Here is a 23,237-nt window from a genome sequence, read left to right on the forward strand (position 1 = left end):
TTGAGCTACGCAACGGCTCCGCTCAGCAGGCCTTGACCGCAACCTAAACACGAGAAAGAAACAGGAACGGATTCTACATCCAAACGGCCCGGATCAAGGGGCTGGGTCAAACTGTTTCGAGCTCTTCAAGAGCTATGGCGTGGCTTTTACGCACGATCATCGGGTAGATTTTGAGGGACCTCAAGATGCTGCATCAAGGGTTCATCTGGGGCTTCGATGCGGCGCAAAACGGCTTTTGCCAAGAAGGTTCCAGCCGCGCCGGCATCTTCGAATTGGGTCAGAATACCGGGCCGAAATCGGGACAGGAACGGAATCGCTTCTTTTGAAAAGAGATCGAGTTCTTTGCCGACTGACAGCTTCTGCTGTTCTGCTGCATACACGCAGGCCATGCAACTTGCGGAAGAGGCGCAGATTACCGCGTCGGCTGCGATACCTCTCTGATTCAAGAATGGCATCATGGCCTCTTCGATCTGGGCGGTAGGGGAGTCGCTTGTCGCGTCCTCGACGATGTGTATGGTTGCCCCGACTTTTTCGGCCTGAGCCTTTGCTCCGGCGATCAGCTCCATTGCATAGAATTGGTTCGGAGGCGGCGCCAGAAGCGCAATATTTTTTCTACCTCTGGAGATCAGGCGGCTTACCGCGATGTGTCCCAAAGCGCGGTTGTCAAAATCGTAATAGTCGTGCTGGCTTGCGAAATCGGTCCGCCCATGTGTGGCAAAGGGGAAGCTCTGTTCCATCAGGTATCGAACCCGAGGATCTTCAGGCTGCGTTTGGTTCAGGATGATTGCGTCAGCCGCTTTTGTTTCGACGATGTTTCGGATTGGAGACATCGGATCTTCATCGGGGAAAACTGGCGTAATCGTAAGGTTATAGCGTGTACCTCTTAGACCTGCTGCCACTGAGTTGATCAGCTTGGCCGTCAGATTCATGACATCTGCTTCTGTTGAAAGAACAAGCGACACAACATAGCTACGACCAGTCCTCAATCGCACACCCGCCCGATTCGGAACGTAGCCAATTTCCTTTGCAACTTCCTGAACCCGCGCTCGGGTCGAGGCCCCGATATCTTGCGCTCCGCTTAACGCGCGGGAAACTGTTGGAACCGCCAAGCCGGTGATATCAGAGATGGTTTTCAAAGTTGGTCGTTGGTTTTTTTTGTTCATTTTCAAAGCCACCAATTCTTTGTTCACGCCTGAACTACCCTACTTCACCATAGATATCCAAACGACGCTTGCAAAACAACCTAAAACGTTTTAGGAAAATCTATAACGTTTTAGATTGGGAGGATCTGATGAATAAGGTGAAACACTTTTTGGCGGCTTCGACTTTGCTATGTGGCAGCGCTGCCATGGCTGAGGGGGTCAAACTGGAAGTGACACACTGGTGGACCTCCGGTGGTGAGGCTGCCGCTGTGGGCGCATTGGCGGATGTGTTCAGCAGCAAGTCTGACAATGAGTGGGTCGATGGCGCAATCGCGGGCGGTGGCTCGACAGCCAGGCCCGTCATGATCAGCCGGATCACTGGCGGCGACCCAATGCATGCCACTCAGTTCAATCATGGCCGTCAGGCCGAAGAGCTTGTCGAGGCTGGCTTGATGCTGGACCTCACCGACGTCGCCGAGGCAGAAGGTTGGAGCGACACGATCAACCCAGTTTCCCTGCTCGAGAGCTGCACATACGATGGAAAAGTATATTGCGTGCCGATCAATATTCATTCCTGGCAATGGATGTGGTTGTCGAACAAAGCGTTTGCAGATGCGGGTGTAGATGTGCCTGCCGATTGGAACGAATTCGTTGCGTCTGCGCCAGCGCTCGAAGCCGCCGGGAAGGTTCCGTTGGTCGTTGGGCAACAAGATTGGCAAGCTCGCGGTGCATTCACTGTTTTGCTTGTCGCGATTGGTGGGCCAGACTTATGGCGAGAAATCTATGCCAATAAAAATGCCGATGCCGTGCGTGGTGATGCAATGGTTAAAGTGTTTGAGGCAGCAGATACCGCGCGCAAACTGAGTGCAAACAGCAATGTTGGTGATTGGAACCTTGCGACTGCTAAGATCATCAATGGTGAAGCTGGCGCGCAGATCATGGGTGACTGGGCGCAGGGTGAGTTCGCTATTGCCGAAAAAGTTGCAGGCGAAGACTACACCTGTTTACCTGGACTGGGTGTGAACGAAGTAATCTCGACCGGAGGGGATGCATTCTATTTCCCGAAACATGACGATCCGGCGGTTACCGCAGCTCAGAAAGAGCTCGCCTCGACTATGTTCTCGAAAGAGGCGCAGGTTGCGTTCAACCTCAAGAAAGGCTCGCTGCCCGTGCGAGGCGACATCGATCTGGCCGCGGCCAATGATTGCATGAAGAAGGGTCTCGAAATCCTGGCGGCTGGGAATGTTCTGCCTTCGGCCGAACAGGCGATCTCGTCAGATACTGAACAGCAAATGCGTGACCTGTTCATCGAGTTCTTCAACAATAAGGACCTGTCGATTGCCGACGCGCAGGAGCGTATGGCACAACTTATCGAGCAAGCTGACTGATCAGCGTTTGATACGTTTGATCCAGTGGTCATGCCGGGAACCCACGGCATGACCCCTAGTATCGGAATGACCTGAATGCACACCCAAAGGCCAAATGCACTGTTTCGCAATATGACCGCAAAAATTGCGGCCTTGCCGATGATTGCGGTCGCCCTTTGCGTTTTTGTCGGCTGCACGCTTTGGACGGTATACTACTCTTTCACAAAATCCCGGATGCTGCCCAGCAGCAAATGGGTAGGGCTCGACCAGTACGAGCGTTTGTGGAACACGCCCAAATGGCAGATCGCCGTTGAAAACCTGTTTATCTTTGGGTTCTGCATGATGATCCTAAGCCTTGTGATCGGCTTTACGCTTGCGGCGCTTCTTGACCAAAAAATTCGGTTCGAAAACACCATTCGCACCATCATTCTTTATCCGTTCGCATTGTCCTTTGTGGTCACCGGGCTGATCTGGCAATGGTTGTTGAATCCCGATTTCGGTCTGCAAAAGATCGTGCGAAACCTGGGATGGACAAGTTTTGAGTTCAATCCTTTGTTCGACGCCCAGATCGTCATTTATGGCTTGCTGATCGCGGCGATCTGGCAAGGGTCCGGCTTTATCATGGTGGTGATGCTGGCCGGGCTACGCGGGATCGATGAAGAAATCTGGAAAGCCGCGCGCGTTGATGGGATCCCGAAATGGCGGACGTATGTTTTCATCATTATCCCCATGATGCGTCCGGTTTTTGTGACCGCGCTGGTATTGATCGCCTCGGGCATCATAAAGGTCTACGACCTTGTAAAGGCTCAGACAAATGGCGGGCCCGGAATTTCTTCCGAGGTGCCGGCAAAATACGTGATCGATATGATGTTCGGCAATCAGAACCTGGGTCAGGGCTTTGCCGCATCTACGATGATGCTGTTGTCTGTCGCCGTCATCCTGATCCCGTGGGCCTATCTTGAATTTGGGAAGAAGAAGCATGTCTGACGCCGGATACATGACGGACACAGCTGCCCGCGGCCCGAAACCCCGGCGCGTTGTTTCGAAGGGGAATGTGATCCTGTGGTCATCCCTTGCTGTGATCCTCGCCTACTATGCACTGCCGCTTTACATTATGGCTGTGACCTCGCTGAAGGGCATGCCCGAAATCCGCATGGGCAACATCTTTGCCCCACCGGTCGAGATCACGTTTGACGCCTGGCACAAGGCGGCATTCACCGCATGTACGGGGCTGAATTGCGAGGGTCTGTCGCGCGGGTTCTGGAACTCGGTTCGCATCCTGATCCCCTCGATCATCATGTCCATAGCGGTTGCTTCGGTGTCCGGCTACGCCATGGCCAACTGGAAATTCAAAGGGTCCGAAGTGTTTTTTACCATCCTGATTTTTGGGGCCTTCATACCCTATCAAGTGATGATTTATCCCCTTGTTATCGTGCTGCGCGAGATCGGTCTTTTTGGGTCACTCTGGGGGCTTGTTCTGGTTCACACGGTGTTCGGCATGCCGATCCTGACGCTGTTGTTCCGCAACTACTTCTCATCCCTTCCAGAGGAGCTGTTTAAGGCGGCCCGTGTCGATGGCGCAGGGTTTTGGGGCATTTTCCTGCGGGTGCTGGTGCCCATGTCCCTGCCGATCTTCATGGTTGCCCTGATCCTGCAGATCACCGGTATCTGGAACGATTTCCTGTTCGGTGTGATCTACACAAGACCAGAGAATTACCCGATGACCGTCCAGCTCAACAACATCGTAAATGCGGTGCAGGGTGTGAAGGAATACAACGTCAATATGGCCGCGACCCTGCTGACCGGGATCGTACCGCTGACCATCTACTTTGTGTCAGGCAAGCTGTTCGTGCGCGGTATCGCAGCCGGAGCGGTCAAAGGATGAAAGATGAAATCAAACTCAATCTGGCTGAGGGCATCACTATGACTACTCAAGAGCCCTCTGTCTCAATTCGCGATTTGGATCTGAGCTTCGGCAGCGTCGATGTCCTCAAGGGCCTGAACCTGGAGATCGCACCCGGAGAGTTTCTGGTTCTATTGGGATCGTCAGGTTGCGGCAAGTCCACCCTTTTGGGGTGTATCGCCGGGCTTCTCGATCTTTCGGACGGGCAGATCTTCATCAACGGCAAGAACGTCACATGGGCCGAGCCCTCGGAAAGGGGCATCGGCATGGTTTTCCAAAGCTACGCGCTTTACCCCCAGATGACGGTTGAAGGAAACCTCAGTTTTGGCCTGAAGAATGCCGGCGTCCCTCGAGGCGAGATCAATGAACGCATCGCCAAGGCGGCGAAGCTGCTTCAGATCGAACCACTTCTCAAACGTCGACCCGCCGCACTGTCTGGTGGTCAAAGGCAACGGGTCGCAATCGGGCGCGCGCTGGTGCGCGATGTTGATGTGTTCCTCTTTGATGAGCCTCTTTCGAACCTTGATGCCAAGCTGCGTGCAGACCTACGAGTTGAAATCAAGGTACTGCATCAAAAGCTTGGCAACACTATGATCTACGTGACCCACGATCAGGTCGAGGCCATGACACTTGCCGATCGTATTGCGATCATGAAGGATGGCCGGATTATGCAGCTCGGCTCGCCTGATGATGTGTATAACTGTCCCGAAAACAAGTATGTTGCCGAGTTCGTCGGGGCGCCTGCTATGAACTTCCTGGACGGTACAATCACTGGCGACACGCTGACCGTTGGCGGTTTGAACATGGACCTCAGTTCCTACGCTTTCCGTGACGCCAATCAAGGCGATCAGGACGTCATCGTCGGAGTTCGCCCGGAGCATATCATGTTCGGAGGTGACTTCGCACGGGCTGCTGCCACAACCACCGTGACGGCTGAAATTGTCGAGCCTATGGGGGCGGATACGCTGGTCTGGACGTCTTTTGCAGGTCATCGGTTCCGCGTTCGGATCGATGGGCAGATCAAGATCACAACGGGCTCTCAAATGGAGATCGGCTTTAGCGCCGACACCCTGAACCTTTTTGATCGCAACACCGAAGTGCGGCTTTAGGAGCAACCCTGATGAATAAAACAGACCTAGCAACTTCGGTTGTTCCAGACGCGGCAAACCAAACGACGGCGCCAGGTTCATTTAGTGCCCAATCCATGTCTGATCCGAAGACACTGGCGGCGCGTTTTGGGAAAGATTTTCTTTGGGGCGTGGCAACGGCGTCCTATCAGATCGAAGGCGCAACGCGTGAGGATGGGCGCGGTCCAAGTATCTGGGATGCGTTTTCCAACATGCCCGGCCGGGTGTATCAGGGCCACAACGGCGACATAGCCTGTGACCATTATCGCAGGTGGGAAGAGGACCTTGATCTGATCCAGTCCATGGGGGTGAAAGCGTATCGCTTCTCAATCGCCTGGCCCCGTATATTTCCAAATGGCCGCGGAGAGGTGAACGCGGCGGGTCTCGATTTTTATGACAGGCTCATCGACGGTCTGGTCGCGCGCGACATCGAAGTATTTCCGACCCTTTATCACTGGGATCTTCCGCTGGCTTTGGCTGGCTACGGCGGTTGGACGGACCGCGACACAGCGCAGGCATTCGCCGAATATACCAGCGCGGTCGTTCGGCGGCTGGGCGACCGGATCGACGCGTTAGCGACGTTCAACGAACCCTGGTGCTCTACCTTTCTTGGCCATTGGATCGGCAAACACGCCCCGGGCGAACGCAGTATCGACGCCGCACTGGCAGCGGTTCATGTGACCAACCTTGCCCATGGTCTGGGCGTTCAGGCCGCACGGGCAGAACGGGCGGATATTCCGATGGGTACGGTCCTTAATGCCCAATCGATTTACCCGGCAAGCTCTTCCGAGGAAGACAAGGCCGCCGCAGAACGCTCTTTCCAGTTCAACAACGGTGTCTTCTTCGATCCGCTCTTCAAAGGTCAGTACCCCGAACTGGTGATGGAGTCCCTCGGCGAGAAACTGAAAATACAAGAAGGCGATCTTCTCACAATCCAGAAACCGCTCGATTGGTGGGGTTTCAACTATTACTTCCCGGCGACCGTCAGGGCTGCAAACTCAGTTGACGAGCGTGGTGGGCTTACAGGTGTTGGTGCGATGGGCAAATTCCAAGCCGATCAGGACGAAGCCGCTGTATTCCTCAACCTTCAATCGGTGCCCAGTTCAACAAGCAACGTTCGCACAGATATCGGCTGGGAAATTGAGCCCCGCGGGATCAGAGATCTGTTGCTGCAGGTCTACGAACGCTATGATTTACCGCCGGTGTATATCACCGAGAATGGAGCATGCTACAACGTCGAGCCTGATGCCGATGGCCAAGTCGACGATAATGATCGCTTGGACTACATTTCAGCACATCTCAACATGCTTGCGGATACTTCAGATGAAGGTATCCCACTCAAAGGCTATTTCGCCTGGTCTTTGATGGACAATTTTGAGTGGGCCGAAGGCTATCGCATGCGCTTTGGTCTGGTTTTTGTAGACTACGTCTCTCAGGAACGAACAATAAAGAAAAGCGGCGACTGGTATTCTTGTCTTGCGCAACACCATAGCGAAATGAAATAGAGCCCACTTTTGGTATTGTTGGGAGCGATAGCCAACCCCTCTGACACGAGGGGTTCAAAGATGAAATGGGGCAGCGCCGGTTCTCTGTTTATTTGACTTCTGACGATGCTTCAAAGACCAGTGATGTTTTCAGTTTGTATTTCAACAGTTTGATTTCCCCGCAGAACGTTAATTCATCACCTACCAAGTCTCACGGTCGACGCGAATGTCTGGTTCGACGGGCTGCGACGCAGCGACGAAATGCTTCGACTATGGCTCTGCCAGCTTTTGTAGCTGCTCAACCACTAGGTTTAAGCAATATCGAGACTGTTTTTAGGTTGATCCCGCGCATCGAAATACAGAACTTGCTCGGAACTTCATCGCTGACGTTCGAAACCAGATCAAACATCAAGACTGTGTAGAATGGCAGTTATGGGGATCTCTGGATTCAGAAAACCACCATTTTTGATAGAGACGGGCAAATCAGTGATGCCCGCCAAAGTTTTTCCAGAGCCCGTTTTCCGACGAGTTAAGCAGACAGTCTTTCAAACCTGCATGTAAAGTGGCGCATCAACGCCGGTTGTTGCGTAATGCGAAAACCGCTCAGACCATCTTTAATTGTCGCAAGCTCCTCAAAAACTTCGATCAAGTAATCTGCGTGGCTTTGTGTGTAAGTTCGCCGCGGGATAGCAAGGCGCACAAGATCCATTGCGGCGGGTGCCTCGGTGCCGTCAGGGTGTGCCCCAAACATAACCGTTCCGATCTCACATCCGCGAATACCGCCAAGTTCATACAACGCAACCGCCAAAGCCTGTCCGGGATACTGCAGCGGCGATATGTTCGGTAGCCAGGAACGGGCGTCGATGAATACAGCATGCCCTCCTGCAGGTTTGACGACCGGTACACCCAAGGCATCAAGACGCTCAATGATGTATTCATTCGTGCGGATGCGGTACCGTAGGTAATCCTCATCCACGATTTCTGAAAGACCCTGAGCCAGTGCGTCCAGATCGCGTCCTGATAAGCCTCCGTAGGTGGGAAAACCCTCTGTCCGGATCAGGTGATTGCGCGCTTGTTCAGCCAACCCGTCATCATTCAGAGCAAGCCACCCACCGATGTTTCCAAAAGCATCTTTCTTAGCACTCATCGTCATGCCATCCGCCTCCGAAAAACAATCGCGCACGATGTCTGGGATGGATCGAGATTCCTGTCCCTCTTCGCGTTGCTTGATGAACCAAGCGTTTTCCGCAAAGCGGCACCCGTCAATGATGAAAGGCTTGTTGTATTTGCGGGCAAGCGCTGCGGTTGCCTTGATATTGGCGAGACTGACAGGTTGTCCTCCCCCGGCATTGTTGGTGATCGTGATCATGACGCAGGAAACACTATCGTTGTGTTCCTGCAGGTAGGCTTCAAGACGGTCCAGATCCATATTGCCTTTAAAGGGATGCAAGCTCTGCGGGTCCTGTCCTTCTGCAATCACAAGGTCATGACCAGCGGCGCCAGATGCTTCGATATTGCCGCGCGTGGTATCAAAATGCGTGTTGTTAGGAATGCTGCGCCCTTCACCACCATATATCGAAAACAGGATGGCCTCCGCCGCCCGACCCTGATGGGTTGGTATAATATGTTTGAACGGCATGAGTTCACGGACCGCATCGTGAAACCGGTAGAAAGACGGTGATCCGGCGTAGCTTTCATCGCCGCGCATGACAGCAGACCACTGTGCGGCACTCATAGCGCCGGTGCCGCTATCGGTCAGAAGGTCAATCAGAACATCGTCAGAGCGGAGGGCGAACAGGTTGTAACTGGCATCTTCAATCAACGCCCGGCGTTCGTCCGGTGTCGTGACGCGAATTGGTTCGACAGATTTGATGCGAAAAGGTTCGAAGATAGTATACATCTCAGGGCTCCTGAATACGGCCCCAATACATCGTGGCAACACTTACACGAAAGGGCCGAAGCGCCGCGGTTGCCCGTGCCGGACCGCGCTCAGCGCCCAATCTGTTGCATGAGCGAAGCTATCCGATTAAGCGAGGCTGTCAATTGCGCATTGATGAAACATCGGCGGATGGGTGAAGCATCGGGTCGTTCTTCTATGGCCTTTCACTGGCTACCCTTTCATCGTCTGTTTAAGAACCGCAAGGAAGGCCTGGATTTTCGCAGAACGATGCAAATCGATATGTGTGACCAGCCAAAGAGGGATTTTCCAATCGTCAGCGTTTGGCAGCACGCGGCGCAGATTCTCCACAGGGCGTGTGCCCAATTCCGCAACAAAGCCAATGCCCATACCGTTGGATACAGCTTTCTCGGTGACGCTGAGGTCACGGGATGACAAAACGATGCTTTTCTCTGGCACAAATTGCGCGAACCAGCGCGAAAACGGCATGCCCATGCCGCGTGTATCCCACCGTACGACCTTGTGATCGGCAAAGCTATTTTCGTCGTTCGGGCATCCAAAAGCGTCGAGGTATTGCGAGTGTGCGTATAACCCAAACTTCAGGTCCATAAACGGCCGTACTACGTTGTCTGGGTCCGAGGGTTCGGGACCACTGCGCATCGCGACATGGGCCGCGCCATATTCCAGCTTCAGGACCTCGGCGCTGGCAAGATATTGCACATGGAGGTTCGGATTTTCCAACTGGAACCGGACAAGTGCGGGCATCAAGAGACCGGCGACATGTTCGTGCGACGTCACGATGAAATCTCCGGAGAGGTCCCCGGATGCATGACGCGCCCGCGCTGCCAATTGATTGAACTGATCCTGGGTTGCGCGGGCGACATTCAACAGGTCACGTCCAACTTCAGTCGGCTCATAGCCCCGGCTATGGCGGTGAAAAATCTTTGCGCCAAGGTCCCGTTCTAACGCTTCAATTTGGCGAACCACGGTCGCGCGATGCAAACCAAGCGCCTCGGCGGCGGCGCTTATGGTTTTGAGTTCAGCCACATAAAAGGCAGTGCGAATCTCGGCCCAGGTGTTCATCAGCCATCTGTACAATTTTTCACCGCCATATGCATAATGTGTGATCTTTTGTACATCAACCCATAAGCCTATGTTCTGGTCGTCAAAGCTTGGAGGACGGTACATGAGCACAATGATTGGTGAATGGTTGGACACAGAAATCACCTCGCGCCCATATACGGCGCTGATTTTCTATCGGGGGAAGTGGTGCCCGTTTTGCGAAGGCCAAATTCGAGAATTGAATGGCAGTTTCCTGAAAGATATTCGAGCGATTGGGGGTGAGCTGTTCGGCGTGACGTCCCAATCTCAAGGTGGTGTCGATCTTGCGGCCTTGGAATGGGGCCTGGATTACAAGGTTGTGTCTGATATCGAAAACACCCTGGCGCACCGCTTTGACATCGCGGTCTCCCTTAAGGAGATGCCCGGTGAATACCCGAACGGCATGGCGCAGCCCGGTGTCGTGATACTGGATCAGACCGGCAAGGTGATGGTGCGATGGGCCATTGACCCGCAAGAGACCAACGGCTTCGGCGCGCTTGGACGCCCGACACCAGACGTGATCTGGGCGGCCTTCACGGCAGCACGCGAGGGCAACGAAGAGATCAGTTTTAACGGCCCGACCGTCGACCCGGAATTTCTGAAAGCAGGTTACCCTGCGGCCTATGCCGCCTTCGATGCCTGGATGAAGGCGCGCGCGTCCTGATCCCGTTTCAAAGAAAGGAACACAGAATGACATTCACCGTTGCAGTATTCGGCGCAACCGGTGCCCAAGGCGCGCCTGTGGTGACAGAGGCTCTGGCCAAAGGCATGAGGGTTCATGCTGTCGCGCGGAATGCCGACAAGATCAGCGCCATGCACCCGCAGGCCAAAGCCTGCGCTGCAGACCTGAATGACGAAGAAGCCATTGCGGCCGGTCTGGAAGGTGTCGACGCGGCCTTCCTGCACTTACCCATGCCTGGTAGCCCCGATGACGTTACCACCTGGATGGGCGCATTTATGTGCGCTGCGCATCGTGTGAAGCTGCCGCTTCTGGTGTATTCTACCAGCGGTCCAGTGGGTGAGCGCTATCCATCCTCCGTGATCATCGACGCCGCGACGCAGGGACTGGAAGCTGTGCTTGCCTCTGGCATCCCGACCGTCGCCCTGAAACCGGCCATCTACCTGGAAAACCTGTTGCCACCGTTCTTCCTTCCGCGGATGCGCAGCGAAGGACTGGTGGACTACCCACCGCTCCCACAGGCAACACGCGTGCAATGGACGTCACATCTCGATCAGGCACGGATCGCGGTTGCGGCCCTTGCCCGCCCGGATCTGGCGGGTCAGTCATTTGACATCGGCTCGCCGGGCGCTTTGACAGGACCGGAGCTGGCCGAGGCCCTGGGCGCTTGGGTCAGAAACGATCTGACCTTTGCGCCGACGACACCTGAGGCGTTTGGGAACCGCATTGCTGATGTGCTCAACAGCCCCGGGGCTGCCTTTGCACTGAATGACAGCTACTCTGCGATGGCTTCAATGGGGTCGGACGACCTTGTGATTGACACAGACGCCCTTGAAACCCTGTTCGACGTCAAACTGACCCCAGCCGCAGCGCATATCGCCAGCTGGCCAAAATCTGTAGGTTGAATATGGCAAAGCTGTCTTATGTCTATGACCCGCTTTGCGGCTGGTGCTACGGCTTTGTCCCGGCTCTACTGAAATTTGTAGATGTGCATCCCGAAGTCGAGATTGACGTTGTGCCGGCAGGTCTGATTAAGGGGGATCGGGTTGGGCCTTACCGCGACATGTTGGACTATATCTCCGGCGCTGCTCCGAGGATGACAGCCGTCACCGGGCAAACGGTCGGAGAGGCGTTCTTTGACATGATGCGCATGCAACCCTCGCCGCTGAGTATTTCCGCCCCGCCCAGTTTGGCCGTACTCGAAATGAAGTCTCTCGCCTCGCCCCAAAACGTGTTGCAGTTTGCCGAAGCACTCCTGGTCGCGCATTTTATGCATGGGCGAGATCTGAACATCGCAGCAACCTATGATGATTTATGCGAACGGTTGAATTTGCCGCACCTCAACACAGCAGACATTGTTGCAGCGACCGAAGACCACCCGACCGTGGCAAAGTCCTATAAACACGCGTGTGATCTGGGTGTCAGCTCTTATCCGACATCAATTATCTGGGATGATTCCGGACAAACCCGCGGGGCAATTACGTCGATCTATGACCCGGATAAATTTGTACAAGCGTTTAGGACAACACTCGAAGGTTGAGCATATCGCAAGGCGCAGGATTTGAGACTTGCGTTTATAACACCCCCGGCTCAACGGTTTTGCCGGTTCGTCCCCCAGCGGCTCATCTCCGCAAGGATCGGATAAAGCGTCTCGCCATCTCTCGTAAGAGAATACTCAACACGCACGGGAACTTCGGCGAAGACCTCCCGATGGACAAGGCCGTTCTGTTCCAATTCCCGCAGTGATCGAGTGAGCATCCGATCTGAGGCGCGTGGCACCAAGCGTTGCAGCTCCGAATAGCGTTTGGCCCCCATCATCAGATGAAACAGCAACACGGGTTTCCACTTGCCGCCGATCATGGCGACGGCAACCTCTACCGGACACTCTTCGACGGATAGATCGAGATCAAATTCAAATGCCATTTCGAGCCTCACACCGCACTTAATTACATCTTTGTAAGTAGCACACAAAACTGCATGTAGATAGCTAAAACAAGAGAAGCTATCTCAGGTGCAGAACTCGCCTGATCGAGGCTGGAACTGCAAGAGGAAACAAAGAATGGACAATACTGAATTGGAGAAGGTACGCGCGAACCTGTCTGCCTGGCTCAAAGCGTTTAATGCCAAGGACAGCAATGCGTTGTTTGCGCTCTACGATCCCGAGAGCATTTATGCCAATGCGGCAGCCCCGCTGATGCGGGGCGTGGCTGAGATCAGACCTTGGTATGAACAAGCATTTCAGCAGGTTGAGGGAACGCTCCAATACAAAGAAGAGGCGGCCTTCGTAGAGGGATCCATGGCGCTGCTGGCCGGCATTTACTATTTCGAGCCGCCAGCGGGTGTCACCCCGCCTGCAGACGCGAACCTGACGGGTCGCGTGCTGCTTGCCTATCGCCGCAATGACGCCGGTGAGTGGAAGTTGCTTTTTGACATAGACAACACACCGCCGGACGTCACGCCCGCATCCTTCGCCTGAACTCCATTCAACACCTCCGGAATAATCAAATGACCACACGCAAGATAGCAGAGCGCCCACACCAGATTGTCGAACGCGTCGCAGAATTTATAAAAGAAGGGGATATGGAAGGCGTCGTCTCGATGTTTCACCCAGAGTGCCGGATCGCGATGGACCCGGACGGCATCCCGATGGAGGGCCATGCCGGGGTCCGCGAGATTTTCAGGGATTTCGTGACCAACCGGGTCAATCTGAAAGGCACCGTCTCTGGCGAAATGATTAACGGTGACACCGGAATCCTGCAGGGCGCGTGGACGGTTGAAGATCAAAACGGCAACACGCTTGGCGGCGGCACCTCGACCGAGGTTGTGAAGCGTCTCGATCATGGCGGATGGACTTACTTCATCGACTGTCCGGTCAGTGTTCCAAAGCCGGATCGCCAGTAATTACCCCGACAAGAACCTGACACGCGATTGAACCATGGCTTCAATCCATACTCAAAAAAGGACATCGAAATGAAAGCCGCTATCTATCGCAAAACAGGCACCGCACAGGACGTGCTGGAAATTGTAGAATGGGACAAACCTGAACCAGGGCCAGGGCAGGTTCTCGTCCGGGTCCATGCCTCAGGCGTTAATCCAACCGACACCAAGGCACGGGCAGGCATCTTCCCGATCCAGGGAGAGTGGTCACACGTGCTTCCCCATCATGATGGCGCCGGTGTAATCGAAGCTGTTGGCGAGGGTGTTCCGAAAGAGAAGGTTGGCCAAAGGGTCTGGCTGCATGCGGTGCAATGGGGTGGAACGGATGGCACTGCGGCGGAGTATGCCGTGACATCTGCGGAAAATGCGGTACCGCTTCAAGATACGGTTTCATTTGAGGCAGGTGCAACCTTTGGCGTGCCTTTTCTGACCGCTTATCATGCGGTCACAATGGATGGCCCTGTCTCCGGCAAGACCCTGCTGGTGCAGGGCGGTGCCGGTGCTGTCGGCAATTACGCCATACAAATCGCAAAACAAAAGGGCGCGACGGTGATCGCGACTGTGAGTTCACCCGAAAAAGCTGAGGCCGCACAAAATGCAGGGGCCGATCATGTGATAAACTATCGGGAGGAAGAGCTTTTAGAACGGATCGCCGACATCACCGATGGGACTGGTGTCGATCACATTGTAGAGGTCAATCTTGGGGCAAATGCGCCGCTGTTGCCGGGTATAGTAAAAAATGGTGGTTTTGTTGCAGTCTACGGTTCGGATGCATTCACGGCAGAGTTCCCGATGGTCGGCGCAGTCATTCAACAAATGAGATTTGGCTTCTTCATCGTCTTCATGCTCCCCTGTGAAACGTTAGACCACGCCATCTCCGAACTGACGCAAATGCTAGAAGATGGGAAGATCAACGCACCCATTCATGGTACGTTCCCGCTGCAGCACATCGCCCAAGCCCATGTGGCCGTCGATGACAAACACACCATCGGCAACGTGGTCGTGACGCTTGCGTGAGCTACGATTGCAGCGCTTAAAACTAAATTTCATCAACAAAAGTCAGCGTTGCTCAGGGCAGATCGCAAGCAGGGTCATCCCAGCGAAGAGTATTAGAACGATATCGATACCGCGCCAAATCACCATCGAAGTTCATATAGGCGGAAGACGTGTCTGACCACCTAGCGTCAAAAGGTTCATTAACTCAGGACTAGAAAACGGCGGACTGTCTGTTCGCGAAGTAATGAATGCCTGCAGTGTCTCGCAGTCACTAATCTATAAATGGCGCTCGGACGTTCGGAGTGCAGGAGGCCAAAAAGCCGAAATACGTGACGAAAGGGCCTTCTCAGAGATCATTGTTGAGGACGAAACGTGTGGACCGCTAGTACATTCTGAGATCGTTCTGCGAAGCGAGCAGCTGGAGATATACCCGCCAACCATTTATCCAGTATCTGACTTGATTCAAGTCATCCAAGCTCTATCAAGATTTCGCCGTCAGAGAACTTCAAACTGTACCTGGCATCCACGCCTGTCGACTTTCGCAGAGGTATGGATGGATTGGCGGCAATCGTACTGAATGAATTTGATCTGAACCCTTTAGGCAGCGTCATCTTTGTCTTCCTTCCAAATGGGCTGATCGGATGAAAATCATTGTTTGGGGCGGCACCGGCCTCGTCATGATCTACACAAGGATCGAAGGGACCGGTTTTGTTTGGCAAAGAATGAGTGATGGTGTCATCACTATCAAAAGATCACAATTTGAAGCACTGTTCGAAGGGCTTGATTGGCAACGAGTTGTACCTCGGCATGTTAGAAATCCCGTCGCTGTATGACACAAAAGCAGTCGTTCTTTTGCGCTGCGGCGAATGGCAAAAAACGAGCCCATTCTGCCGGATACTGCACAGGGGACTAACGTCAGCTTTGCAGTTGACTAAACAAGCTCCTAACTTGGGACTATTGGGCCTATGTAGTCAGAGTGATTGAAACGGCTTTTGAATACACTCTTGGAAGCCTTTACTAATCGACGAACGTCTTGAACTGCAGCAGATTTCTCTAAGCGTGCATTGTGGGACACCAGCGCGAGACCATTTCCAAAGAAAACGGTCTGACGATCAAGCCCGATCAGAAACAGTTCGCCAGCATGGACATTGAATGAGCGCAGGCCAATCATCTCGTGCAATTCCTTTGCCGTAAAGATTTCCTTTGGGGCCTCGTGAGCAGTTTCCGTACTGGCTAGATTTTGCCGCCAGATCAGCTGATCGGGCCCACACCGCACATCGGCGTAGTTGCCAAAGAGTGATTTGGGTATGACGATATGTTTTCGTCTGACGTCGGGTGTAGGTTTGAGCTTCGTCACGGATTCAACATGAGCATAGCCCTGATCCGGCGTCATCACTTCATCGCCCGGTTTCAGTTCATCCAGAAACCGTTCGCCTTTGTGACTTGCGATGCAGAGATCGCCTGGCAGACCGACATTGATCAGTTCTGTGACGTCCGGACTCACGCCCTGTACCGATGCAACCGGGCTTTCCAGTTTGAGGCTTTTCAGAAAGGTTATGATGCTTTTCATTCGGTCACCACGCCAAACAAGTGATTGATGTAAATCCCTTCAAACTCCACTGCATCCCGCCTGATTGTCGCCTTCGATGGTTCTCCCGGCAGGGCACATCGGGGCCCACAGTTATCGGCCAACGGATTGGAAGGTTCGGCGAATGTCGGGCCCGATGCCAAGCCAGCCCGCCGTCACCTTCTCAAGATGCGAAGTGATCCTTACTTTCTGTGTCTGACCGTTGGCTGCGGCTTCATAAGCCACCGCTCCCACGAGTGCCGGAAGGGCGGCCTCAATATGTGTAGGCCCGGCAATTTGCATGCGGGTATTGGTGTCGAGTACCTCAAGTGTGTAGCGGATGTTGTGAACAGCTGATGGCGCGAAGGCTACGGCGCGTGGCGTGATTGCGTGGAACTCTTCGACAGTTACGACCAGCTCTACCTGTTGGCTGCCGTGCAGCGATCGAACGGCCCGGCTGATGCCTGTCTCGAACAGCGCGGCCACCTGTGCTTTCCGATCACCGATCGGTTCGCCAAGCCAAACGATGTCAGCTTCAGGGGCAAATGAATTAGCGTTTGAGACCTTCAGTTCGTCGGGTACGTTGACGGAGATCGTGGAAACCCGCCAGTTCTGGCTGACATCCTCTGACAATGGCTCTCCATAATCTGTCTCCCATGTTCGGGTACAGCCCGAAACGCCAAATGCGGCAAGTAAGGTGAGGAATACAATTTGCAGTTTCATAATTTTCACAAGTCTTTTGATTTAGCGGGGTTGGGCCAGGGGTGGCGCGCCGTTGGTGCACTCGCAGACACGCTGACAGAAACCCCGACGCCATCGATCAGTACCCTTGCGGCCCGGTCTGTGACGATCGCGTAGTATGAGAGCCATTCACCTTGCAGATGCCGCGCGATTTTTGCGGTCAATCCAACACTGAGCGCGTCGACCTCGATGCCCTGTTGGCAGGCTGGGGACACCCAGCACCCGGCTGCATTGGGCGAATATGGTGATGCGATCTTGCGAGGTTGAAAACAGATCCCATTGCGGCATGCGGTGGCAACGACGCGCCTTACAAACAGAAAACTGCCGTCATCTGCAAGAAGCTGATCGCCGGGTTTCAGGGACTGGACCCTTGAGAAATCCTGACGGGTTGCCACCTCCGTATCTGCGAACAGGCAGGGAACGATCCGGGGATCGAAACGTGTCCATCCGCGGTGGTGGGGGAAGAGGTTATGTTCTACGGAACTCGGTTGTAGATCCGCTAAGCGCGCTGGGTGGCAGGGCATTTGTTACTCGCAAAGTGGTTGTTGGACGAACATTGGGTGACTGGTTAACGTCAACGACGGCCAAGGAGGGTCAGAGAAAAAGCCGCGCGAGACCGAAGGGATCGGTTTAAAGATCTCGCGCGGACCAGGGGAGTGGGATGTTGATCCCCTTGGATTTGCTCCTTTGCTGCGCGAATTGGGCGCTAGCTACGTTAGGAGAGATGGCTGTCATCGCCTTTGACAGGGAAGGGTCTTTGACCTGAGCGAGGTTCTTGTTGTTCTTTTTGAGCCTGGCAACAAATGCCTTCGCGCGTCTGCCCTCGGGCACATAGCGCGCGGGTGTGTATCGGTCCGCTCCCTCTGGTCCCAGGATCTGAAGCAATTCCAACCGGGCGAAAGTGTTCATAGCGCGCAGTGCCATGGGTCCGGGCAACAACGATTCTGCCACCGCTCCCTCTGCCTCGATCAGTTCGTGATGATCAAACAGCACATGGTAGTAGTTGATGGCATCTCCGTCAGTCACCTCCTCAATGCCGGCTAACCCGACCAGTTTCTTGGCTGGAAGCAGGATCTCCGCGCATCCAAACATGCGCCGGGCCACTTCGGATCGAATAAGAATGCGATGTTGGGGGGAGACGAAAAGGGGTCTTTTGGGCGTACCCTGACCAAATGTGCCCGCTGGTATCCTTATAGGCGCGGATTTGCCCTGCGCTGCCTTGCGGCTGGAACCGATCCATCGGACAATTTGCGGGCCGTGATCGACAGTTTCGACGAGGTCACCCTTTTGGATGCGTTCAATAGGCCGTTCACCCTCAGAAGTCCGGATCAAGGTGCCCGCAGCAAAACAGACAACGCCCCCATAGCTCTCGGTGATTGCAAAACTGGTATTGGTCCGACCGTCCGAAAAACCTCCGCCCAGAGTAACGCTTTGAATGTTTGCGCCCGCCAGGTTCGGATTGTTGCCTGCAAGATCGTGGATAAACACGTCGCCATTCTCAGCCTGCAGCAGAAACACAGGTACATTATTGAAGACTGTGCCATCCCCCAGCGTGATCGTGGCACTGAAGAAAAGAGTGGTTGCATCCAACGTGGTGGTGGTGGTTGTCGTGCCATCGAGGCTGTACCGTAACTCTTCAGCCGTGTTCCCTTGATCGTTGTCTTCGACCAGGCCATCATTGTCGATGTCGTCGAGCGTGACATTGACCAGGCTCATGTTCGAGCTGTCATAGGTGGTGTTCAGCAGGTTAACGCCGGTTGTCAGGTTGAGCGGATTATCGTTCTCGTTATCGATGTCTCCTTCGAACGTATCCATCTCTTCGAAACGTCCGAGGTAAAGAATGTTGAATGCCTGGGCGACCATCAGACCAGACCTCTGGCGCGCAGCGGGCTGTGCAAACGAGCGGGTGACCTAAATGAGTCGGCTCCGTTTGTCGGCGGTGTTTCAGGTATGAACGTCGTTTTAGTCATGCAATTTGTCCGATCACGCTGGAAAATTTCCGAGGGAATTCGTGTGTTGGACTTCTGAAAATCCGAGCAATATCAGCCAGAACAAGCCGATTTACGTGAAGCGGCATGGATTTTACGTGAGTGGCTCCTGTATCTTGCACACTTAAAAAGTACGCTGTTTGATGTGCATTATTGTTGAGTACCGACTAAGCGCCGATCCATAGGCCATCAGGAGCAACGCCGCTTGAGGACATCACTGAAATCGCTTCTGCCGACGCAGTTCAAATCTTGGATGACGAACAAACCGGCGATTGCTGCAACCACAACGATCGCTTTGGCAATGACCTTTGCGCAGCCATTCACCTTTGACAGGTATCCGTTCTACATTGATGCGGCCTACTGGTTCTTTAATTGCTTTGCCGCATATTTTCTGACGGTTGTTCTGATCTACGGGTCGCGTGAGTGGTTCTGGCTGCAAACGCTCAGGATCAGGGTTCGGGAACTCGTGGGAGCCACGATCTTTTCCGTTATCTATCCAGCGTTGCTCTTTCTGCAGGATCAGTTCCTACCGATCTTCGAAGGAGACGTTCCATTCTGGCTTTACTTTGCCTGGGTAGCGCCCATCGTTATTGGAACGCAAGTTTGCCTGCTCGCATTGCAAAAGGATGTCGAGGATCAGTTGGAGCAAGCAAATCCCAAAATGCCTGCTTTCTTTGAACGTCTCAACCCGACCATCGGAACTGACATTATTCGGCTCGAGATCAAGGATCACTATGTCGAGGTTGTTACAAAAATGGGAAAGCAGATGATTTACATGCGGTTTTCTGATGCTCTAAGTGAACTGGATAGCGTGGCCGGTCTTCAGGTCCACCGATCACATTGGGTGGCTTTCTCGGGCATTGATGAAATTGAACGTTCTGGCAGCAAAATAAAACTGCATACCAAAGATGGAGCAATTGTGCCCGTCAGCCGATCTCACAGAGGTGAACTCAGATCGACCGGGTTACTGTCGGAGGCTTATAAGACATCGTTGGTCGACGCTGACCGTTGATCGCCGCAAGAGACGACAAATACAAAGGCGTTTGGTGCGGTTTCCTGCAGCTCTTCGAACGCAGCTACGGCATTCAATGTCGGGCTCGAAAGGCTAGAGGCACTTTGGTGTCGATAACTGCGACCACTTATTCATCGAGATTACTAGAGGGTTCGCCTATGCTCTGATCAGCCTGCCATGCCAGCGCAAAAAAACCAGAGTGATGGATTAGCGGCTACCGAGGTGTTTACGTTGCTTGATCGAGAACCGATAGCGGCCATTTGCGCAGCCACAGCTAAAGTGCGCTTCGTCCCGCGCCTTACCGGTTCATGCCGCGTGCAGCGACAGTCGATCCATATCAGACCGGCCCTTGGTGCAGACCTTGGCGAAGCGGCCAGGAGAGCCCAATCTGTGAATTCGAAATACTCGCTGCACGCACGTAGCACAGATTTTGCCGCGCGCGGATCATCTTGAGCTCGGCGGCGCGGCCTAAAGAGCGGCCACTCTTGCCGGGCCCAGCAAAATTTCGCCAGGCAATGAGTGAGACGCGGGACAAACTTGCCGTTGACGATTTTCGCTCAAACGGCCGCTTTGTGTACTCTGCAACCACTGCGGAAAGAACTTTGGCGGATAGTGCGTTTCAGCTGCAAAGGAGAGAGTGACACCCATCGTTCGCCGAAACGGACATAGAAATTTCTGCTACATAAGGCTCATCAGAAATATGATCAATTGTAAATAAAATTGACAGTTGATAATCTCTAGGTGAGCGCTAAGATCGGTTTAGCAATAGACGCCCAGACCGCTGGTCAGATAGGAATTGAAAGGAATGCCGTAGCATGAACATTATCATGGTTCTCGTCGACAGCCTGAACAAGGATTGCCTTTCAACGTACAATCCCGAAACGCCGTGTAAAACGCCAAATGTCGCAAAGCTAGCGAAGCGTGGACATATCTTCGAAGACCATTATGTCGGTAGCCTGCCCTGCATGCCCGCGCGACGTGAAATCATGTCGGGTCGCAAGGAGTTCCTCTGGCGTCCTTGGGGCGGTATGGAAGTGTTCGACCCACGAATGCCAAAGGAAATCGCCAAGGCCGGGTACAATACCGCGATGGTCACCGACCACTACCACTATTGGGAGGAAGAGGCGAACGGGTACATGCAGGGGTTTCAGAATCTTCAGCTTGTGCGCGGGCACGAGGTGGATGGCTGGAAGCTACCGGACCCCGAAGCTGAAGACCCGCCGTGGGTCAAGAATGTCATGAAGTATCGCGCCGCTGAGCATATTCGCCAATACGCTGCAAACGTTAAGGATTTCAAGGGCGAAGAAGACTACTTTGCACCCAAAGTTTTTCAGGGTGCGATGGATTGGCTTGACGAGAATGCCCAAAAGGGACCGTTCTTTTTGCAAGTCGAGTGTTTCGACGTACACGAACCTTTTGAAGTGCCTGAACCCTACGCCTCGATGTACACAGATGGCGACAAAAACGATTTCAACGTCTGGCCGCCGTATCAGGTCTATGCCGATCTTGAGCGCTTTATGTATGAGACCACGCCCGAGGAACTGGACTTTCTGCGCGCCCAATACTTGGGCAAAGTTACGATGATGGACACTTGGCTCGGCAAATTCATGGCTAAGATGGATGCGTTGAATCTGTGGGACGATACGATGGTGGTTTTCACTACCGACCACGGTCACGATCTGGGCGAGCGGCGCGCCTTTGGCAAACAATTCCCGCACTATGATAGCCACGCCAATATCCCGTTGATCGTCTGGCATCCTAAGGCACCTGGCAGCGGCCAGCATGTCAGTGGGTTGACTCAGACAGTCGATTTGTTTGCCACACTGATCGAAGCTGCTGGGGGTGAGGTACCTGCTGCCAACCGGCACTCGAAGTCGTTCCTGCCCATGATCAGCTCAGGTGCTGATAGCCCGCATTGCGCCTTGATCTACGGTACATTTGGTCAGGGGTTATGCGTGACGGATGGGGAATATACGCTGTTTCGCGCACCCGTCGAAGGGAAGCCGCTATTCACCTACTCCACAGCGATCTTTCGTCCGCTGATTGTCGACAACCCAGTGGATGGTCGTGTTGGAAAACCGCCCGAACCGCCTGCAGAACAGGGCATGTTTGACCCGTCTGTCGACTTACCGCTTTGGAAAACACCGATCAGTATCGATCCGCGCACCTATGAGTGTTTTCTCTACAATCGCGCGCGGGATCCGGGCCAGACGAAAAACCTTTGGGATACAGAAACCGCGCAAAGGAACCGCATGCTGCGGCTGGCGCGGGAGCTGATGGATCAGGAAGGATATCCTGCAGAACAGCTGGAAAGACTGGGCATGACGGATGCGGAGCTAAAAGCTGCTTAGGCCAGACCGCTACCGATTTATCGGTCAAACGCCACTCTGAACCCGCAATTCGAGGTGCCGTTATCGGACTGCCTTCCCGAGCGTGCGGCAATCCGATAACGCCAGCACGAGCTGTGGTGACACAGGAAGGACCCGCCTTTTAGAACGCGCTCGTTATCGCGTTTGGCAATCCTGTTGCGCTCATTCGCCTGAGAACTGACCGATCGAATGCGAAACAGATCCTCGCACCACTCCCACACATTTCCCGCCATGTTGTACAGCCCTGCGTCATTCGGCGGGAAGCTGAGTGCCGGCGCCGTGCCGTAGTACCCGTCAGCCTCTGTGTTGTGGTCGGGAAAGCGGCCCTGCCAGATGTTGCAATGCCAGGTATTGCCGTCATCTGGTTCGTCTTCGCCCCAGGGATAGCGCGCTTCGTGCGAGCCGCCACGTGCGGCATGTTCCCATTCAGCCTCGCTTGGCAAGCGTCCACCCGCCCAGTCGCAGAACGCCTGCGCATCGTTCCAGGAAACATGGACAACCGGGTGATCCGCGCAATCTTTCCAGCCGCTGCCGGGGCCCAGTGGTGCCTGCCAGGTTGCGTCATCCATCGCGTTCCACCACGGCAAATCCGGCGGTTTCGGACCTGCGTCTTGGTCCACAAGGCCACGGAACACAAAGGACCACCCATAGCGTTCGGCGTCCGTCTTGTAACCCGTCGCGGCCACGAAGGCTGCGAACTGCGCAAATGTCGTGGTGCAGGATGCCAAGCCGAATGGTTTCAAGAGCGTTTTGCGGATTGGGCTTTCGCCGTCTGCCTTTATCTCGGGCCGCGAGGTGCCGATATGGCTGCGCCCGCCATTGAACCAGACAATGTCAAAATCACTCTCCATGAACGGGTCCCGGAACGCCTATAGCGGTACTCAGGATATCCGCGCGCGCGGCCAGACGAAAGCAGATTTGGCAACG

General features: G+C 54.2%; 21 protein-coding genes and 1 pseudogene. 14 read left to right on the forward strand and 8 right to left on the reverse strand.

Annotation, left to right across the window (positions count from 1 at the left end; all coding sequences use genetic code 11):
• Positions 1-146: 146 nt before the first annotated feature.
• Positions 147-1,190, reverse strand: coding sequence for a LacI family DNA-binding transcriptional regulator (locus ACR0I7_RS18040; RefSeq protein WP_480513495.1), 1,044 nt, complete (start codon positions 1,188-1,190; stop codon positions 147-149).
• A 101-nt stretch (positions 1,191-1,291) separates the two neighbouring features.
• On the opposite strand from ACR0I7_RS18040, the gene ACR0I7_RS18045 reads away from it, so the two are divergent.
• The 5 genes from ACR0I7_RS18045 to ACR0I7_RS18065 all read left to right on the forward strand — a co-directional run bounded on the left by ACR0I7_RS18045 (position 1,292) and on the right by ACR0I7_RS18065 (position 7,044).
• Positions 1,292-2,530 carry an ABC transporter substrate-binding protein gene (locus ACR0I7_RS18045; protein ID WP_480513497.1) on the forward strand — a complete coding sequence of 413 codons (1,239 nt, stop codon included), beginning with the start codon at positions 1,292-1,294 and terminating at the stop codon, positions 2,528-2,530.
• 111 nt (positions 2,531-2,641) lie between these two features.
• On the forward strand, positions 2,642-3,496 hold the full coding sequence (locus tag ACR0I7_RS18050) for a carbohydrate ABC transporter permease (protein WP_480513499.1): 855 nt from the start codon (positions 2,642-2,644) through the stop codon (positions 3,494-3,496).
• On the forward strand, positions 3,489-4,394 hold the full coding sequence (locus ACR0I7_RS18055; protein WP_480513500.1) for a carbohydrate ABC transporter permease: 906 nt from the start codon (positions 3,489-3,491) through the stop codon (positions 4,392-4,394). The genes ACR0I7_RS18050 and ACR0I7_RS18055 overlap by 8 nt, the downstream gene beginning before the upstream one ends.
• Positions 4,391-5,521 carry an ABC transporter ATP-binding protein gene (locus ACR0I7_RS18060; protein ID WP_480513502.1) on the forward strand — a complete coding sequence of 377 codons (1,131 nt, stop codon included), beginning with the start codon at positions 4,391-4,393 and terminating at the stop codon, positions 5,519-5,521. Before ACR0I7_RS18055 ends, ACR0I7_RS18060 begins: the two co-directional genes overlap by 4 nt.
• A gap of 95 nt (positions 5,522-5,616) precedes the next feature.
• Entirely contained in the window at positions 5,617-7,044 is a 1,428-nt protein-coding gene (locus ACR0I7_RS18065) for a beta-glucosidase (RefSeq protein WP_480513503.1), read from the forward strand.
• Positions 7,045-7,552: 508 nt separating this feature from the next.
• Here ACR0I7_RS18065 and ACR0I7_RS18070 read toward each other — a convergent pair.
• The gene (locus tag ACR0I7_RS18070; protein ID WP_480513504.1) at positions 7,553-8,923 is read right to left on the reverse strand and encodes a tryptophanase; all 1,371 of its coding nucleotides are present in this window, start codon (positions 8,921-8,923) and stop codon (positions 7,553-7,555) included.
• A gap of 210 nt (positions 8,924-9,133) precedes the next feature.
• Positions 9,134-10,003: a LysR family transcriptional regulator gene (locus ACR0I7_RS18075; protein WP_480513506.1), complete on the reverse strand. Its 870-nt coding sequence runs from the start codon at positions 10,001-10,003 to the stop codon at positions 9,134-9,136.
• A gap of 103 nt (positions 10,004-10,106) precedes the next feature.
• Here ACR0I7_RS18075 and ACR0I7_RS18080 point away from each other — a divergent pair, with 103 nt between their 5' ends.
• The 3 genes from ACR0I7_RS18080 to ACR0I7_RS18090 are packed head-to-tail and all read left to right on the forward strand — an operon-like array spanning position 10,107 to position 12,240.
• Positions 10,107-10,685: a redoxin domain-containing protein gene (locus ACR0I7_RS18080; RefSeq protein ID WP_480513508.1), complete on the forward strand. Its 579-nt coding sequence runs from the start codon at positions 10,107-10,109 to the stop codon at positions 10,683-10,685.
• Between the two features lie 26 nt (positions 10,686-10,711).
• Positions 10,712-11,605: an SDR family oxidoreductase gene (locus ACR0I7_RS18085; RefSeq protein ID WP_480513509.1), complete on the forward strand. Its 894-nt coding sequence runs from the start codon at positions 10,712-10,714 to the stop codon at positions 11,603-11,605.
• A gap of 2 nt (positions 11,606-11,607) precedes the next feature.
• Positions 11,608-12,240, forward strand: coding sequence for a hypothetical protein (locus ACR0I7_RS18090; protein ID WP_480513510.1), 633 nt, complete (start codon positions 11,608-11,610; stop codon positions 12,238-12,240).
• 50 nt (positions 12,241-12,290) lie between these two features.
• On the opposite strand, the gene ACR0I7_RS18095 is transcribed toward ACR0I7_RS18090, so the two are convergent.
• Complete coding sequence (locus ACR0I7_RS18095; RefSeq protein WP_480513511.1) at positions 12,291-12,623, reverse strand: winged helix-turn-helix transcriptional regulator; 333 nt, start codon at positions 12,621-12,623, stop codon at positions 12,291-12,293.
• A 136-nt stretch (positions 12,624-12,759) separates the two neighbouring features.
• Between ACR0I7_RS18095 and ACR0I7_RS18100 the strand changes: the two genes are divergently transcribed.
• The 4 genes and pseudogenes from ACR0I7_RS18100 to tnpB all read left to right on the forward strand — a co-directional run bounded on the left by ACR0I7_RS18100 (position 12,760) and on the right by tnpB (position 15,466).
• On the forward strand, positions 12,760-13,176 hold the full coding sequence (locus tag ACR0I7_RS18100; RefSeq protein WP_480513513.1) for a YybH family protein: 417 nt from the start codon (positions 12,760-12,762) through the stop codon (positions 13,174-13,176).
• A 29-nt stretch (positions 13,177-13,205) separates the two neighbouring features.
• Positions 13,206-13,601 (forward strand): YybH family protein, encoded by a 396-nt coding sequence (locus ACR0I7_RS18105; RefSeq protein WP_480513515.1) that lies wholly within the window; start codon positions 13,206-13,208, stop codon positions 13,599-13,601.
• A 69-nt stretch (positions 13,602-13,670) separates the two neighbouring features.
• Positions 13,671-14,654: an NADPH:quinone reductase gene (locus tag ACR0I7_RS18110; RefSeq protein ID WP_480513517.1), complete on the forward strand. Its 984-nt coding sequence runs from the start codon at positions 13,671-13,673 to the stop codon at positions 14,652-14,654.
• Between the two features lie 528 nt (positions 14,655-15,182).
• Positions 15,183-15,466, forward strand: a pseudogene (tnpB, locus tag ACR0I7_RS18115) (IS66 family insertion sequence element accessory protein TnpB).
• Between the two features lie 110 nt (positions 15,467-15,576).
• On the opposite strand, the gene ACR0I7_RS18120 reads toward tnpB, so the two are convergent.
• The 3 genes from ACR0I7_RS18120 to ACR0I7_RS18130 form a co-directional block, all read right to left on the reverse strand.
• Positions 15,577-16,203 carry a hypothetical protein gene (locus tag ACR0I7_RS18120; RefSeq protein ID WP_480513519.1) on the reverse strand — a complete coding sequence of 209 codons (627 nt, stop codon included), beginning with the start codon at positions 16,201-16,203 and terminating at the stop codon, positions 15,577-15,579.
• A gap of 111 nt (positions 16,204-16,314) precedes the next feature.
• Complete coding sequence (locus ACR0I7_RS18125; protein WP_480513521.1) at positions 16,315-16,923, reverse strand: DUF6778 family protein; 609 nt, start codon at positions 16,921-16,923, stop codon at positions 16,315-16,317.
• 648 nt (positions 16,924-17,571) lie between these two features.
• Positions 17,572-18,804 carry a Hint domain-containing protein gene (locus ACR0I7_RS18130; RefSeq protein ID WP_480513523.1) on the reverse strand — a complete coding sequence of 411 codons (1,233 nt, stop codon included), beginning with the start codon at positions 18,802-18,804 and terminating at the stop codon, positions 17,572-17,574.
• Between the two features lie 330 nt (positions 18,805-19,134).
• Between ACR0I7_RS18130 and ACR0I7_RS18135 the strand changes: the two genes are divergently transcribed.
• The gene (locus ACR0I7_RS18135) at positions 19,135-19,941 is read left to right on the forward strand and encodes a LytTR family DNA-binding domain-containing protein (RefSeq protein ID WP_480513524.1); all 807 of its coding nucleotides are present in this window, start codon (positions 19,135-19,137) and stop codon (positions 19,939-19,941) included.
• An 815-nt stretch (positions 19,942-20,756) separates the two neighbouring features.
• Complete coding sequence (locus ACR0I7_RS18140; protein ID WP_480513526.1) at positions 20,757-22,292, forward strand: sulfatase; 1,536 nt, start codon at positions 20,757-20,759, stop codon at positions 22,290-22,292.
• 17 nt (positions 22,293-22,309) lie between these two features.
• Here ACR0I7_RS18140 and ACR0I7_RS18145 read toward each other — a convergent pair whose 3' ends face one another.
• Positions 22,310-23,161, reverse strand: a complete 852-nt coding sequence (locus ACR0I7_RS18145; RefSeq protein ID WP_480513528.1) for a formylglycine-generating enzyme family protein — start codon at positions 23,159-23,161, stop codon at positions 22,310-22,312.
• Positions 23,162-23,237 lie beyond the last annotated feature (76 nt).

It is taken from the genome of Ruegeria sp. AM1, assembly GCF_056540745.1.